The sequence below is a fragment of the Pseudomonas cerasi genome (assembly GCF_027983475.1).
Taxonomy (GTDB): domain Bacteria; phylum Pseudomonadota; class Gammaproteobacteria; order Pseudomonadales; family Pseudomonadaceae; genus Aquipseudomonas; species Aquipseudomonas cerasi.
Genome location: NZ_JAQJVM010000001.1, coordinates 1,036,352 through 1,052,042 on the forward strand (window position 1 = coordinate 1,036,352; position 15,691 = coordinate 1,052,042).

Here is a 15,691-nt window from a genome sequence, read left to right on the forward strand (position 1 = left end):
ACGGCGGTGCGACGCTGAGGCGCAGCGCCGCTCGTCTCGTGAAGTTCAGGCGCTAAAGCCGCCATCGATGGTCAGGCTGGCACCGGTGATGTAGCTCGCTTCCGGCCCAGCGAGGTAGGCAACGAAGCTGGCAATTTCTTCGCTGGTGCCGTAGCGGGGCAGGGCCATCAGTGCTTTCAGGGTTTCGGCGAATTCGCCCTGCGCCGGGTTCATGTCGGTGTCCACCGGGCCGGGCTGGACGTTGTTGACGGTGATGCCCTGCGGGCCGAGGTCGCGGGCCATGCCTTTGGTCAGGCCGATCAGCGCCGACTTGCTCATGGCGTACGTGGCACCGCCCGCAAAGGGCATGCGATCGGCGTTGGTGCTGCCGATGTTGATGATGCGGCCGCCTTCTTCCATGTGCCGAGCGGCTTCCTGGCTGGCGATGAACACGCTGCGCACGTTGATTGCCAGAGTTTTGTCGAAGTCCTTCATGCTGAATTCATTGAGCGGCGCAATGGCCAGAATGCCGGCGTTGTTGACCAGAATATCCAGCCTGCCTAGGGTCTCGGCGGTGGTCTGTACGGCCTGGCGGATGGCTTTTTCGTCGGCGCTGTCTGCGCGAATGGCCAGGGCCCGGCCGCCGTTGGCGACGATGCTGTCCTGAATCTCCAGAGCGTTGACCTCGGAGCTGACGTAGGTAAACGCCACGGCAGCGCCTTCTTTGGCCAGGCGCTGGACGATGGCCGCGCCGATACCGCGTGAGCCGCCCTGCACGAGCGCTACTTTGCCGGCGAGTTTAAGGTGTTCGATCATGATGTTCTCCTTGGGGGCAGGTCTCGGACAGGCCTGAGCCTATCGACGATTGCGACCAGAATAGACCTTGATTGCGATAGTCTTGCTGAACCAAAAGTTCGGACTGATTCATCATGGATATTCAAGGCAACAGCGCGCTGATCCTGATCGACATGCAGCAGGGCATCAATCACCCCAAGCTGGGGCGGCGTAACAATCCGCAGGCCGAGGCGAATATCGGCGCGCTGCTGAGTGCCTGGCGACAATCCGGGCGGCCGGTGATTCATGTCCGGCATTTCTCGACGTCGCCGCAATCAGTGTTCTGGCCGGAGCAGTCGGGGGTCGAGTACCAGCCAGCGTTCTTGCCGCACGCCGATGAGCGGGAATTGAGCAAGCAGGTGCCTGACGCGTTTTGCGGATCGTTTCTGGAGATGTGGTTACGTTCGGACGGGATTGGGCAGGTGGTGATTGTCGGCGTGATCACCAGCAATTCGGTCGAGTCCACCGCGCGCAGTGGCGGCAATCTGGGGTTTGATGTGCTGGTCGCGCACGATGCCTGCTTTACCTTCGATCAACAGGACTTCTTCGGCACGCCGCGCAGTGCCGAGGACGTGCATGCAATGTCGCTGGCCAACCTGCACGGTGAATACGCCACGGTCCTGTCCACGGCGCAAATTCTCCAGCAGGTTGCTGTCGAATAAGCGCCGGACGGGTTTACTTGCGGGTTTTCTTCGGGGCTGCGGGAAGCGGGGCGAACAGTGCCTGCAAATCTTCGTCGCGCAATTTCCAGTCGCCGCTGGTGCGACCGTCAAGCACACCCGAGGCCAGCGCTGATTTTTCCCGTTGCAGGCGCTGGATTTTCTCTTCCACGGTGCCGCGCGCGATCATCTTGTAGACGAACACCGGCTTGTCCTGGCCGATACGGTACGCGCGGTCGGTCGCCTGATTTTCCGCTGCCGGGTTCCACCACGGGTCGTAGTGGATCACCGTATCGGCGGCGGTCAGGTTGAGGCCGGTGCCGCCTGCTTTGAGGCTGATCAGGAAGATCGGCAGCTTGCCACTCTGGAAATCATGGATCGGTGTGCGGCGATCGCGAGTCGACCCGGTCAGCAGGGCGTAGGCGATACCGCGTTGCTTGAGCTCTTCCTCGATCAGGCTGAGCATCGAAGTGAACTGCGAGAACAACAGAATCTTGCGACCTTCGGCCAGCAGTTCTTCGAACATCTCCATCAGGCTGTTGAGCTTGCCCGAGGTGCCCTGTTTGCTGTTGACCGGCATGTCCTGATTGACCAGACGCAGGTCGCAGCACACCTGACGCAGCTTGAGCAGCGCTTCGAGAATGATGATCTGGCTGCGTGCCACGCCTTTGCGGGTGATTTCGTCCCTGACCTTTTTATCCATCGCCAGGCGCACGGTTTCGTACACATCGCGCTGCGCGTCGTTGAGGTCTACCCAGTGGATGATCTCGGTCTTGGGTGGCAGTTCGGTCGCGACCTGTTCCTTGGTGCGACGCAGCAGGAACGGCTTGATGCGCGCATTGAGGTGATGCAAGCGGTCCTGATTGCCGTGCTTTTCGATCGCCGTGCGGTAATTGCTGTTGAATTCCTTGCTGTTGCCCAGCCAACCGGGCATCAGGAAGTGAAACAGCGACCACAGCTCGCCCAGGTGGTTTTCCAGTGGCGTACCGCTCAGGCACAGGCGCTGGCGGGCGTTGAGGTTGCGTGCGGCCTGGGCGGCCTTGCTGTTGGGGTTCTTGATGTACTGCGCTTCATCGAGAATCAGCACGTGGAAGGGCTGTTTTTCGAGCAGTTCCAGGTCCCGTGGCAACAGCGCGTAGGTGGTCAGGATCAGGTCGTAATCCTGAAGATTGCCGGCGTCCTGGTGGCGATTGGCGCCGTACAGAGCCAGCACTTTCAAATCCGGGGTGAAGTGCTCGGACTCGTCCAGCCAGTTGGGTATCAGGCTGGTCGGCATGACCGCCAGCGCCGGGCGGTCGAGGCGTCCGGCCTGTTTTTCCATCAGCAGATGAGCGAGGGTCTGCAGGGTCTTGCCCAGGCCCATGTCGTCGGCCAGCACACCGCCGACTTCCAGCTCGCGCAGCGACTGCATCCAGCTCAGGCCTTCCAGCTGATACGGGCGCAGCGTGGCGTTCAGGCCATCGGGCAGGCTGACCGGCGCGTCCTTGATGTTGATCAGGCGTTCGGCAAAGTGACGCAGGCGGTCGCCGCCCTGCCAGGTCAGCGGCAGGTCTTCGAGCTGGGTAAGGCGCGCCGCATCGGCTTTACTCATGCGCAGCGCGTTGTTGCCCTCCTGACGCCAGTAGAAGTCCCCCAGCGTCGCCAGTACCGGCTTGAGTCGGCCATAGGGCAGGGCGATCTGTACCGGGCTGCCGCCGCTTTGCGTGAAGTGGTTGAGCTGCACCAGCAATTGTTCTTCGTCGCCGCGCTTGGCCACGGCCGACGGGCTCATCAGTTCGGGATGGCTGCGGATCAGGTTGATCAGAATCGGCAGCAGGCTCAGGCGCTCGCCGTTGACGATGATGCCCAGTTCCAGGTCGAACCAGTCGCGTTCGTTCTCTTCGTCGATGACCGCGTACCAGTCTTCCACCGGCGTGACGTCGAAACCGAACTCGTCCTGAATGTCGATTTCCCAGCCTTGCTCGCGCAGTCGCGGCAGGTCATCAAGGACAAAGTGCAGCCAGGCCTTGTCGTTGGGCAGTTCGTACATGTCGCCGGCGCTGTCGGGCAACGCCTTGCTTTGCCGGGTGGCGACCTTGAAGCCCAGATCGGCCAGTTCCTGACGCAACTGCCGCTCCCGTTCGCCCTGACGACGGATGCGCAGGGTTTCGGTGTCGGTGTGTTCGATGATGTCGCTTTTCTGATTCACCAGATCGCTGCCCAGCGAACTGACCAGAATGCTGACGTTGGTGGTGCCGACCGCGTAATGCTTGCCGTAGGCAAAGGCCAGCGCGGCACGGTGCTGAATGTGCCGCTGCATGCGCCCGTTGCGCGGCTCGTAGGCACTGAACTCGATGCTGGCCAGAATCAGCCTGGGCCGTGGCTGCAGGTCATCGATCAGGCGCTCCGGCAGCCTGGGTTTTTGCTCGACGGGCTTTTCCGGCTCTTGCTGGTGCGAGGCCAGTGCGGCCTGCAGCAACGGACGGTTTTGCGGGTCCTGCAGAAACAGCAGGGCAGCCACGCAATGTTTGCAATCGTTGCGAACCGGGCAAGTGCATTTGCAAGTCAGGTAATTCTTGTAGCGATCGGGGTCCTTGAACAGCAGTGTCTGGGTATAGATTTCCAGGCCCGAGCCCCGACAGGCGGTGCGGATGATCTGCGGGCTGGAGTCTTCCAGCACGATGCGTTTTTGCCGGGCGTAGTCGCGCCCTCGCTCAAGCGTTCGCTCGTGGAATAGGTCTGTCCAGGCCGCAGCCAGGACTTTTTCGAGAATGGACGACAAGTTTTAAAAAGCCCTACGCCGCAGCGATGCTCAAAAAGAAAGGGGACGCCCGGGCGTCCCTTGCGTACGTAAAGATCAAAGAGGAGAAACCTTGATCAGCAACGCGAGGTTGCCGTTGTCCAGATAGGTCAGCTCACCGTTCTTTACCCTGGCAGTCTGCTTCAATCGTTCACTGCTGATGACCACGCCATGCGGGTCCAGCTGGTTGACCCAGAATTGTGCACCAATATCGGTGAAGCGTGCCATCGCCAGACTCACTGTACCTTCGATCGGGAAATGCCCAAGCCGCTCTTCACCATTGGTGATGGCGACTTTGCCCGGTTCGCTGCCGATGCTCTGCTGCCAGGCGCGCTGCATCAGCACTTCATAGTTGCCACTGCCTTGCAGTTTGCTCGCCAGATCATTGAGGGCGGGGCTTCGTTCATCGTTCGCGTCGATCTTCTGTGCGCCCTTGTCCCAGTTTTCCGGTACAAGCTGGCGGGTCGAGGCCGGCTCGCCGTTCTGGCGAAACAGCAGAATCTCGACCTGATACAGGCCGTCGGCGAACGCGGTCGGCGCGATCAGCGTCAGCAGCAGGATCAATGAACGAAACAGACGCATGCGTGAATCCTTCAAGCAGTTTTCGGGGTCAGGCGCTCAAGCAGCGCTTCGATCGTGTTGAAGCGCTCTTCCGGGCGCTCCATGGGAACCATGAATTTGAACAGCGTGGCACCTTCGAACTTGTAGCGGTTGGGCTGGCTCTGGATCAGCTTGATCAGGGTCAGTGGGTCAACCGGCGTCTCGGCCGCGAACTCGATACGGCCACCTTGCGGGCCACCGTCGATTTTCCGGATGCCCAGCTGTTCGGCGTGCAGTTTGAGCAGCGTGATACGCACCAGATTCTTGGTCGGTTCCGGAAGCAGGCCGAAGCGGTCGATCATTTCGACCTGCAGGTCCTTGAGGGCCTCTTCGTCGGCGGCGTTTGCAATGCGCTTGTAGAGAATCAGGCGCGTATGCACATCCGGCAGGTAGGCTTCGGGGATCAGTGCCGGCACGCGCAGGTTGATTTCCGGTCCGCCGCCCAGCGGCTGGTCGAGATTGGGCTGCTCGCCCTTGCGAATCGACTTCACCGCGCGCTCGAGCATTTCCATGTACAGGGTGAAGCCCACCGCCTGGATCTGGCCGCTCTGGCCGTCACCGAGCAGTTCGCCTGCGCCACGGATCTCCAGGTCGTTGGTGGCGAGCACGAAGCCCGCGCCCAGGTCCTGGGTGTTGGCAATCGCTTCCAGACGCTTTTCGGCATCCGGGGTGATCTGTTTGCGTGGCGGGGTCAGCAGGTAGGCATAGGCCTGGTGGTGACTGCGCCCGACGCGACCGCGCAACTGGTGCAACTGGGCAAGACCGAACTTGTCGGCGCGCTCGATGATGATGGTGTTGGCGCTCGGTACGTCGATGCCGGTCTCGATGATGGTCGAGGCGATCAGCACATTGAAGCGCTTGTGGTAGAAGTCGCTCATCACCTGTTCGAGTTCGCGCTCGCGCATCTGCCCGTGGCCGATGCCGATACGCGCCTCCGGCACCAGTTCGGCCAGATCGGCGGCGCATTTCTCGATGGTCTTGACGTCGTTGTGCAGGTAATAGACCTGGCCGCCGCGCAACAGCTCGCGCAGCAGGGCTTCCTTGATGGTCGGCTTGTTCTGCTCCATCACGAAAGTGCGCACCGACAGCCTGCGCGCCGGTGGCGTGGCGATGATCGACAGATCACGCATGCCCGACACGGCCATGTTCAGGGTGCGCGGGATCGGCGTTGCAGTCAGGGTCAGAATATCGACCTCGCTGCGCAGCGCCTTGAGCTGTTCCTTCTGGCGCACGCCAAACCGGTGTTCTTCGTCGATGATCACCAGACCGAGGTTCTTGATCTTGACGTCATCCTGCAACAGCTTGTGCGTCCCGATAACGATGTCGATCTTGCCCTCGGCCAGATCGGCAACCGCGGCGCTGACTTCCTTGGCCGACTTGAAGCGGCTCATCACCTCGACGGTCACCGGCCAGTCGGCGAAACGGTCGCGGAAACTGTTGTAGTGCTGCTGGGCGAGCAGGGTGGTCGGCACCAGAATGGCCACCTGACGCCCGCCATGCACGGCGATGAAGGCAGCGCGCATGGCCACCTCGGTCTTGCCGAAGCCCACGTCGCCACAGACCAGCCGATCCATCGGCTTGGGCGCCAGCATGTCGGCGCGCACGGCATCGATGGTGGTCTGCTGGTCCGGTGTTTCTTCGAACGGGAAGCCTGCGCTGAAGGTCGCGTAATCGGCTTTCGGGTCGGCAAACGCATAACCTTCGCGGGCTGCGCGACGCGCGTAGATATCCAGCAGCTCGGCCGCCACGTCACGCACCTGCTCGGCAGCCTTGCGCTTGGCTTTCTGCCAGGTTTCCGAGCCCAGGCGGTGCAGCGGCGCGGTTTCATCGTCGCTGCCGGTGTAGCGGGCAATCAGGTGCAGGTTGGCGACCGGGACGTACAGCTTGGCGTCTTCGGCGTAGGCCAGCATCAGGAATTCGGCGACCTGGTTTTCAACTTCCAAGGTCGCGAGCCCGAGATAACGACCTACACCATGATCGATGTGCACCACCGGCGCGCCTTCGCGCAGCTCGGTGAGGTTCTTGATGACTGCATCGTTATTGCCGCCGTCGGTGCGCTTTTCGCGGCGACGGCGTTGCATGACGCGCTGGCCGAACAGCGGGCTTTCTGCGATCAGCGCCAGGGCTGGCTGTTCCAGCAGCAGGCCTTCGTCAAGCGGCGCGATGGTGATCGCCAGCCGGTCCTTGCCGTCGACGAAGTCCAGCCAGCTGTCGACGGTCTTGGGTCGCAGCTTGAGGCGTTCGAGCAGTTCCAGCAGCACTTCCCGGCGCCCGGCGGACTCGGCGGTGAACAGCACGCGACCGGGGAAGTCATCCAGAAAATTCGACAGGGCCGCCAGTGGTTGAGTGGCCTTGGCTTCGATGGACAGGTCCGGCAGGGACTGCGCCGGGAAGCGCTCGCGTCCGGCACCGGCGTCGACATCCTGCTGGCTGGCGACCACGCGCGGCCAGTTTTTCAGGCGCGCGAAGCAGTCTTCTACCGGGAGAAACAACTCGGCTGGCGGCAGCAGCGGCCGGGCCGGATCGACGCGGCGTTCTTCATAGCGGTTGCGCACGTCGTTCCAGAAGTTCTCGGCAGCCTGTTCGATGCCCGGCAGGGAGAACACCTGGGTGTCCTGCGGCAGGTAATCGAACAGCGTCGAGGTTTCCTCGAAGAACAACGGGATGTAGTACTCGATGCCGGCAGGCGTGATGCCGCTGCTCAAGTCCTGGAAAATCGGGCTGCGCCGGAAGTCCACGTCGAAGCGCTCGCGAAAGCGCGCCTTGAAGCGTGTGACTTCCTCTTTCTGCAGCGGGAATTCACGGGCGGGCAACAGGCGTACCGACTCGACCTTGTCGATGGAGCGCTGAGTGTCCGGGTCGAAGGTACGCAGCGTTTCGATCTCATCGTCGAACAGGTCGATACGAAACGGCAGCTTGCTGCCCATCGGGAACAGATCGATCAGCGCCCCGCGCACGGTGAACTCGCCGTGTTCGTAGACCGTGTCCACATACCGGTAGCCGCTGGCTTCCAGACGCGTACGCATGGCTTCCACATCGAGCTTCTGGCCAACATCCAGCACCAGGCTGCTGCCGAGCAGGAATTTGGTCGGCGCCAGTCTGTGTAGGGCGGTGGTGATGGGAACTACCAAAACGCCATGCTCCAGTTCCGGCAGGCGATAGAGGCTGGCAATACGCTGGGAAATAATGTCCTGGTGCGGCGAAAACAGGTCGTAGGGCAGGGTTTCCCAGTCCGGGAAGTGCAGAACCGGCAGCGTAGGCGCAAAAAACTTCAGCTCTTGCTCGAGCCGCTCGGCGCTTTGGCTGTCGGCGGTCAGGAGCAGGGTGAAGCGTTTCGCCGCGCTGGCGGCTTCGGCAATGGCCAGGCTCAGTGTGGCACCGGGAAGATTGCCCCAGTGTTGTTTGCCTGCAGCGGCAGAAAGATGCGGTAGACGCAGAACTGGCACGGGAAGGTCGGGCTCCAGGCGTTGCAACAGGGGCGGCGATTGTAACGGGGGAAGGTGGTGGCTGTCAGTTTTCCGGAGTATTACCGAGTGTTTACGGGCGAAAATTATGTAGTGCGCGTCGATATGACAGCCGTGCATTGCTCATAAACAAAGGCGCGGTCATAATGTAGCCCCTTTTTTCAGCCCCTACATGTGGAAGGTTCCCGTGACTCAGAAGCCCGACCAGTGTCTTGGTGAATGGATTGATCGTGAAGCTCTCGCCGAAGCGATGATCCCGCTCATCGGTCAGCTCTACCGCAATAATAATGTGGTGAGCTCGATCTATGGCCGTAGCCTGATCAACCGTTCAGTCATCGCGATTCTCAAAGCTCACCGCTTTGCGCGTCATCGTCAGTCCGATGCGGTTGAGTTGTCCGTACACGAGACGTTCCCGCTGATCAAGGCGATGAGCGAGCTCAAGCTGGGTGCCGCTTCGGTGGACCTGGGCAAGCTGGCCGTGAAGTTCAAGACCGAAGGCAATGGTCGCACGCCAGAGCAGTTCGTTCGCGAAGAACTGGCCAGTGTAGTGGGTCAGCAGGGCACCAGCCCACGCAAGGGCACCGATGTCGTGCTGTACGGTTTCGGTCGTATCGGCCGCCTGCTGGCGCGGATCCTGATCGAGAAGACCGGTGGTGGCGACGGCCTGCGTCTGCGCGCCATCGTGGTCCGCAAGGGCGCGGAAAACGATCTGGTCAAGCGCGCCAGCCTGCTGCGCCGTGACTCGGTTCACGGTCCGTTCGATGGCACCATCACCATCGACGAAGCCAACAGCACGCTCACCGCCAACGGCAACCTGATTCAGGTGATCTACGCCAAGAACCCGTCCGAGGTGGATTACACCCAGTACGGTATCAAGGACGCTCTGCTGGTGGACAACACCGGTGTATGGCGTGATGCCGACGGTCTGGGTCAGCATCTGGCCTGCCCGGGCATCGACCGCGTGGTCCTGACCGCGCCGGGCAAGGGCAAGCTGAAGAACATCGTGCACGGTATCAACCACGGTGAAATCACTGCGGACGACAAGATCGTCTCGGCGGCATCCTGCACCACCAACGCCATCGTGCCGGTGCTCAAGGCGGTCAACGACAAGTTCGGCATCACCAACGGTCACGTCGAAACGGTGCACTCGTACACCAACGACCAGAACCTGATCGACAACTTCCACAAGGGCGACCGTCGTGGCCGTAGCGCTGCATTGAACATGGTCATCACCGAAACCGGTGCCGCTACCGCTGCTGCCAAGGCATTGCCTGAGCTGGCCGGCAAGCTGACCGGCAACGCTATTCGCGTTCCGACGCCGAACGTGTCCATGGCCATTCTCAACCTCAACCTCGAGAAGCAGACCACTCGCGAAGAAATGAACGAGTACCTGCGCTACATGGCGCTGCACTCGGACCTGCACAAGCAGATCGACTTCGTGAACTCGCAGGAAGTGGTCTCCACTGACTTCGTCGGCTCGCGTCACGCCGGTGTGGTGGACGCCGAAGCGACCATCGTCAATGACAACCGCGTTGTGCTGTACGTCTGGTACGACAACGAATTCGGTTACAGCCATCAGGTAGTTCGCGTGATGGAAGACATGGCAGACGTCAATCCGCCAGCATTCCCGCAGTAAACGTTGAACGCTTGAGCTGCCCGGTCTGACCGGGGCAGCAGATAAACGGGCCGATCCCTGCGCAAGCAGGCTTCGGCCCGTTTTGTTTTGTGGCTGGCCATGAGAATCTGTCACGCGCAGATTTTCTGGACGATGGAGTATCAAGGATGAGCAGTTCGGCCCTGGACGGTTCGCAACACCCCCTCAAAAGCAGCTTCTTCCTGCTGTTTCTGACGATCTTCATCCCCTTCGGGCTGGGGCATTTCGTTTCCTACCTGTTTCGTACCGTCAATGCAGTGATCTACGTCGATCTGCAAACTGACCTGAGCTTGCCCGCCAGCAGTCTGGGTTTGCTGACCGGCGTGTACTTTCTGACCTTCGCCGCCGCGCAGATTCCGCTCGGCGTCATGCTGGACCGCTATGGGCCACGCAGCGTTCAGGCGCCGATGCTGTTGTTCGCGGTTGCCGGTTCGGTCATCTTCAGTATTTCCAGCACCGAAACCGGGTTGTTGATCGGGCGTGGTCTGATCGGCCTGGGGGTAGCGGGTTCGCTTATGAGCGCCATCAAGGCGTGTGCCATCTGGTTGCCGGTCGAGCGTTTGCCACTGAGTACCGCCTGTCTGCTGTCGATTGGCGGGCTGGGCGCGATGGCGTCGACTACGCCTTTGCATGTGCTGCTGAGCTGGTTGACCTGGCGAGAAGCATTTCTTGTTCTGGCGCTGCTGACCTTTTGTGTGGCGGTGGTCATACACCTCAGCGTCCCCAAAGCCTACGAAAACAAAAACACGCGATACAGCGATATGTTTGCCGCGGTCGGCAAACTGTACTCGTCGTGGACGTTCTGGCGTCTGGCGCTGTACTCGGTGTTCGCGCACGCCATCTACATGTCGGTCCTGTCTCTTTGGATGGGGCCGTGGTTACGTGATATGGCGGGCTTGAGCGATTCCGGGATGGCCAATGTGCTGTTGTTCGGAGCTATCGCGATGGTGGCGGGATCTCTGACGTTCGGCGCGATCACCGATTATCTGCGCAGGTTCGGTGTGCAGCCGATCATGATCTGTGGCACCGGTATGGTGATCTTTATCGGTTTTCAGGTGCTGATGGCCAGCGGCTTGCCGGTATCGCCTTACCTGATTGCCATGGGCTTCAGCTTCTTCGGCACCTCGACGACCATGAACTACGCCATTGTGGCGCAATCGGTATCACCGGAACTGGCGGGCAGGGTGAGTTCTTCATTCAATCTGGTGGTATTCGTGCTGGCGTTTTTCCTCCAGTGGCTGATGGGCGCTGTCCTTAATCTATGGCCAGCATCTCAGGGGGCCGGTCACTCGTTCGAGGCTTACCAGTGGTCGTTGGGCCTCATGATTGCCCTGCAATTGCCTGGCGTGCTGCTCTGGCTCAGCTTCCGTCCCTGGAAACGCAGGGCCTGAAACGCAAAACCCCGGCCGAGAGTCTCTCAAGCCGGGGTTTTCTTTTGCGATGCAGCGATCGATCAGCTGGCGGAAGCCGCCACAGGCGCTTCAAGCTTTTGCCCGCCCTTGCGGAACAGCACCAGCGTGGCCACCAGGCCCAGCACTGCTGCGCCGGTCAGCCAGATGCCTGGCGCTGCCTTGTTGCCCAATTCGTGAATCAGGTAAGTACAGGCCGCCGGGGTGAAGCCGCCGAAGGTCGCGGTCGCCAGGCTGTAGGCCAGCGAGAAACCCGTGGTGCGGACTTCGACCGGCATGATCTCGGTCAGCGCCACGACCATCGCGCCGTTGTAGGAGCCGTACAGGAACGAGAACCACAACTCGACCATCAGCAGATTGCCGAAGCTCGGGTGTGCGACCAGCCACGACAGGGCAGGGTAGGCAGTGGCGATGGCCAGCACGGTTGCGGCAATCAGCAGCGGCTTGCGGCCGATGCGATCGGAGAACGAACCCATGATCGGCAGCCAGATGAAGTTGGACACACCCACGCAGACCGTCACCAGCAGGCTTTCCAGGTCGGTCAGGTTCAGTTCGTTCTTGCCGAAGGTCGGAGTGTAGGCGGTGATCAGGTAGAACGACACGGTGGTCATCACCACCAATGCCATGCCGCCCAGTACCAGGCCAAAGTTCTGGCTGATGGAGCGCACCACTTCACGCAGCGTTGGGCGATGGGTACGGGCTTCGAACTCCGGGGACTCTTCCAGCGAGCGACGGATGATGAAGATCGCCGGCACGATCAGGCAGCCGATCAGGAACGGCACGCGCCAGCCCCATTCGCCCATCTGCTCAGGGCTCAGCCAGTGGTTCAGACCCACGCCCAGCAAGCCGGCGAAGACCACGGCGGCCTGTTGGCTGGCGGACTGCCAGCTGACGAAGAAGCCTTTGCGGCCCGGTGTCGAGATTTCAGCCAGATACACCGAAACGCCACCCAGTTCCACACCCGCTGAGAAACCTTGCAGCAAACGACCGAGCAGCACCAGCAAGGGGGCGATGACACCCAGTGTGGCGTAGCCCGGCACGCAGGCAATCAACAGAGTGCCCATTGCCATCATCGCAAGGGTGATAATCAGCCCTTTGCGACGCCCGTGACGGTCGATGTAAGCACCGAGAAAAATCGCGCCCAGAGGACGCATGAGGAAGCCTGCGCCGAAGGTCGCCAGCGACAGCATCAACGAAGCGAAAGCGCTGTCGGAAGGGAAGAAGGTTTTTGCGATGGCTGTGGCGTAGAAGCCATAGACCATGAAATCGAACATCTCGAGGAAGTTACCGCTGACAACGCGAAAGATCGCTTTGCCCTTACTTGTTGTGGAGGCCATTTAGTTACTCGCTCAGGCTCGTCGGCTTGGAGTCCGTTGTCGTTTTTATCCCGTTCGCATCGTCACTTCGTGTGTGCAACTGGCGATGCGCACTTGTAACAGTATGTGTAACAGGGCTCAAAGACAACCGTTTCGGCGATTTGCTATCGGTTAACTGACGCTTGACAGGTCAAGACAATTGAGATCTTGCGGCGTGTCATTTTGATGAAACCTGATGAACAGGCATGTCACGCAGGGATCATAAGTCGCCTTCGACCACTCAATATGCCGGTTGGCCTTGTATTGGGGTTGTTCACGGGGTGTCAGGGCGGGTTTATGGACGCTTTTCTGTCTTGTTCGCTGATGGCGGCAAGTCACTTTGAAGGTTTTTATAGTGCGGGGCATGGGTTTGCGTAGGTTTGGCAAGGTTGCAGGGTGCCTCGTGTTGCTGGTGTGCGGTGGTTGTGGCCAGGAACGCAAGCTGGAAAGCTTTGGCGGGCCGACCATGGGCAGCCATTATTCCGTGATGTATGCGCGCGCTTCCGGGCAGCCAGAGCCTGCGGCTGTGCGTCCCGAGGTTGAAGCGATTCTGGACGAGGTCGATCAGCAGATGTCGCTCTGGCGCACTGATTCTGATATCGAACGCTTCAATGCATTGCCTGCCAATAGCTGCCAGGCGATGCCGGAATCGGTCTTGAAGATGATCGGTGTGGGCGAACAGCTATCGCAGGAGAGCGACGGTGCCTTCGATCTGACGATCAAGCCGCTGATGGACCTGTGGGGATTGGGGCCTCATATGCTGTTCGAGCAGATGCCGCTGGTGCGGCAACTGGCCCGGACTCAGGCGCTGGTCGGCTATCGCAACCTGCGCATCGTCGGCGACCGGTTGTGCAAGAGTGCTGCCGTGCAAGTGGACCTCAACAGCATCGCCGCCGGCTATGCGGTAGATCGCATCAGCGAGCGGATGGACGCGCTCGGCTTGCACGATTATCTGGTGCAGGCTACGGGTGAACTGAAAGTCAGCGGGCTAAAGCCTGACGGCTCGCCCTGGCGAGTGACGCTCGATGCGCCGCTCGATGATGGCAATGTCACGCAAAAGGTATTTCCGCTGAAGGGCTACGCCGTATCTACGTCGGGCGACTATCGTCGTTACATCGACCATGACGGGTGGCGCATTTCCGATACGCTCGATGCCTTGACCGGTAAGCCGACCAGCCACGGCCTGGCGTCGGTGACCGTCATTCATCCCTCGGCGCTGATGGCCGACGGTCTGTCCTCCCTGCTGTTGATTCTCGGCCCGCAACAGGGCTGGAATTATGCGCAAGAACATAAAATCCCTGCTTTTTTTGTGATTCGTGCCGATAAGCGCTTTATCATCCGCAGCAACGCGTCGTTTGATCGTCTGGTCGTGGAGCAGTCGCGCTAATTCAACATGCCGGATCAGCCGGTCACTGGCGCCTCGTGCAGACAAAAATTGGCCTTCGACGCGACCAAGGGTTAATGTTCGCCGCCTCGGTGTAGCGCTAGACTGCGCCGCGTGATTTAGCCAGAGATGCCAGAGTGGCGCCTCGGTCTGTTTAAAGGAGTACGCATGGCTGTCTACAACTACGACGTAGTGGTACTGGGTTCCGGCCCTGCCGGAGAAGGCGCGGCAATGAACGCCGCCAAGGCGGGGCGCAAGGTCGCCATGGTCGACAGCCGTCGGCAGGTGGGCGGTAACTGCACCCATTTGGGTACCATTCCGTCCAAGGCCCTGCGTCACTCGGTCAAGCAGATCATTCAGTTCAACACCAATCCCATGTTCCGTGCCATCGGCGAGCCGCGCTGGTTTTCGTTTCCGGATGTGTTGAAAAACGCCGAAATGGTCATCTCCAAGCAAGTGGCCTCGCGCACCAGTTACTACGCCCGTAACCGCGTCGACGTGTTCTTCGGCACCGGCAGTTTTGCCGACGAGACCAGCATCAACGTGGTCTGCACCAACGGTGTGGTGGAAAAGCTGGTGGCCAACCAGATCATCATCGCCACCGGTTCGCGCCCTTATCGGCCGGCCGATATCGATTTCAGTCACAAACGCATCTACGACAGCGACACCATCCTCAGCCTGGGCCATACCCCGCGCAAGCTGATCATTTATGGCGCCGGTGTGATCGGCTGTGAATACGCCTCGATCTTCAGTGGCCTTGGCGTGCTGGTCGAGCTGGTCGATAACCGCGACCAGTTGCTGAGCTTCCTGGATTCGGAAATTTCCCAGGCGCTGAGCTATCACTTCAGTAACAACAACGTGATGGTTCGCCACAACGAAGAATACGAGAAGGTCGAAGGTCTGGATAACGGCGTTATCCTGCACCTCAAGTCCGGCAAGAAGATCAAGGCCGATGCCTTGCTGTGGTGCAACGGCCGTACCGGCAACACCGACAAGCTGGGTCTTGAGAACATCGGTCTGAAGGCCAACGGCCGTGGTCAGATCGAAGTGGACGAGACCTACCGCACCAGCGTTTCCAACGTCTACGGCGCCGGCGATGTGATTGGCTGGCCAAGCCTGGCCAGTGCGGCTTACGATCAGGGTCGTTCGGCAGCGGGCAGTATGGTCGACAATGGCAGCTGGCGTTATGTCAACGATGTGCCGACCGGGATCTACACCATTCCCGAGATCAGTTCGATCGGCAAGAACGAACACGAACTGACGCAGGCCAAGGTGCCTTACGAAGTGGGCAAGGCGTTCTTCAAGGGCATGGCGCGTGCGCAGATTTCCGGGGAGCGGGTCGGGATGCTGAAGATCCTGTTCCACCGCGAGACGCTCGAAGTGCTGGGCGTGCATTGCTTCGGTGACCAGGCGTCCGAGATCGTGCACATCGGTCAGGCAATCATGAGCCAGCCGGGTGAAGCGAACACCATGAAGTACTTCGTCAACACCACCTTCAACTACCCGACCATGGCCGAAGCCTATCGGGTAGCTGCATACGACGGCCTCAACCGGCTTTTTTAAGCGACTCCGGC

At 60.4% G+C, this 15,691-nt stretch carries 10 protein-coding genes; 5 read left to right on the top strand and 5 right to left on the bottom strand.

Going from position 1 to position 15,691, the window contains the following annotated elements; all coding sequences use genetic code 11:
• Nucleotides 1-45: 45 nt before the first annotated feature.
• Nucleotides 46-795 (bottom strand): 3-oxoacyl-ACP reductase family protein, encoded by a 750-nt coding sequence (locus PI739_RS04585; protein ID WP_003371598.1) that lies wholly within the window; start codon nt 793-795, stop codon nt 46-48.
• A 113-nt stretch (nt 796-908) separates the two neighbouring features.
• Here PI739_RS04585 and PI739_RS04590 point away from each other — a divergent pair, with 113 nt between their 5' ends.
• Nucleotides 909-1,475 (top strand): cysteine hydrolase family protein, encoded by a 567-nt coding sequence (locus PI739_RS04590; RefSeq protein ID WP_271351513.1) that lies wholly within the window; start codon nt 909-911, stop codon nt 1,473-1,475.
• Between the two features lie 13 nt (nt 1,476-1,488).
• Here PI739_RS04590 and PI739_RS04595 read toward each other — a convergent pair whose 3' ends face one another.
• The 3 genes from PI739_RS04595 to mfd form a co-directional block, all read right to left on the bottom strand.
• Nucleotides 1,489-4,233, bottom strand: coding sequence for a DEAD/DEAH box helicase (locus tag PI739_RS04595; RefSeq protein ID WP_003371603.1), 2,745 nt, complete (start codon nt 4,231-4,233; stop codon nt 1,489-1,491).
• A gap of 75 nt (nt 4,234-4,308) precedes the next feature.
• Nucleotides 4,309-4,833: a CsiV family protein gene (locus tag PI739_RS04600; protein ID WP_003436629.1), complete on the bottom strand. Its 525-nt coding sequence runs from the start codon at nt 4,831-4,833 to the stop codon at nt 4,309-4,311.
• 11 nt (nt 4,834-4,844) lie between these two features.
• A complete protein-coding gene (gene mfd, locus PI739_RS04605) occupies nt 4,845-8,297 on the bottom strand; it encodes a transcription-repair coupling factor (RefSeq protein ID WP_003436628.1) in 3,453 nt (1,150 codons plus the stop codon).
• Nucleotides 8,298-8,487: 190 nt separating this feature from the next.
• Here mfd and PI739_RS04610 point away from each other — a divergent pair, with 190 nt between their 5' ends.
• Nucleotides 8,488-9,951, top strand: coding sequence for a glyceraldehyde-3-phosphate dehydrogenase (locus tag PI739_RS04610; protein ID WP_003371610.1), 1,464 nt, complete (start codon nt 8,488-8,490; stop codon nt 9,949-9,951).
• Between the two features lie 146 nt (nt 9,952-10,097).
• Nucleotides 10,098-11,360, top strand: coding sequence for an MFS transporter (locus PI739_RS04615; RefSeq protein WP_248680674.1), 1,263 nt, complete (start codon nt 10,098-10,100; stop codon nt 11,358-11,360).
• Nucleotides 11,361-11,422: 62 nt separating this feature from the next.
• Here the strand turns inward: PI739_RS04615 and tcuC are convergent, their stop codons facing one another.
• Nucleotides 11,423-12,715, bottom strand: a complete 1,293-nt coding sequence (gene tcuC / locus PI739_RS04620) for an MFS transporter (protein WP_003415899.1) — start codon at nt 12,713-12,715, stop codon at nt 11,423-11,425.
• Between the two features lie 382 nt (nt 12,716-13,097).
• Between tcuC and PI739_RS04625 the strand changes: the two genes are divergently transcribed.
• Nucleotides 13,098-14,120, top strand: coding sequence for an FAD:protein FMN transferase (locus PI739_RS04625; protein ID WP_161437871.1), 1,023 nt, complete (start codon nt 13,098-13,100; stop codon nt 14,118-14,120).
• 165 nt (nt 14,121-14,285) lie between these two features.
• On the top strand, nt 14,286-15,680 hold the full coding sequence (gene sthA / locus PI739_RS04630) for a Si-specific NAD(P)(+) transhydrogenase (RefSeq protein WP_003436620.1): 1,395 nt from the start codon (nt 14,286-14,288) through the stop codon (nt 15,678-15,680).
• Nucleotides 15,681-15,691: the final 11 nt, after the last annotated feature.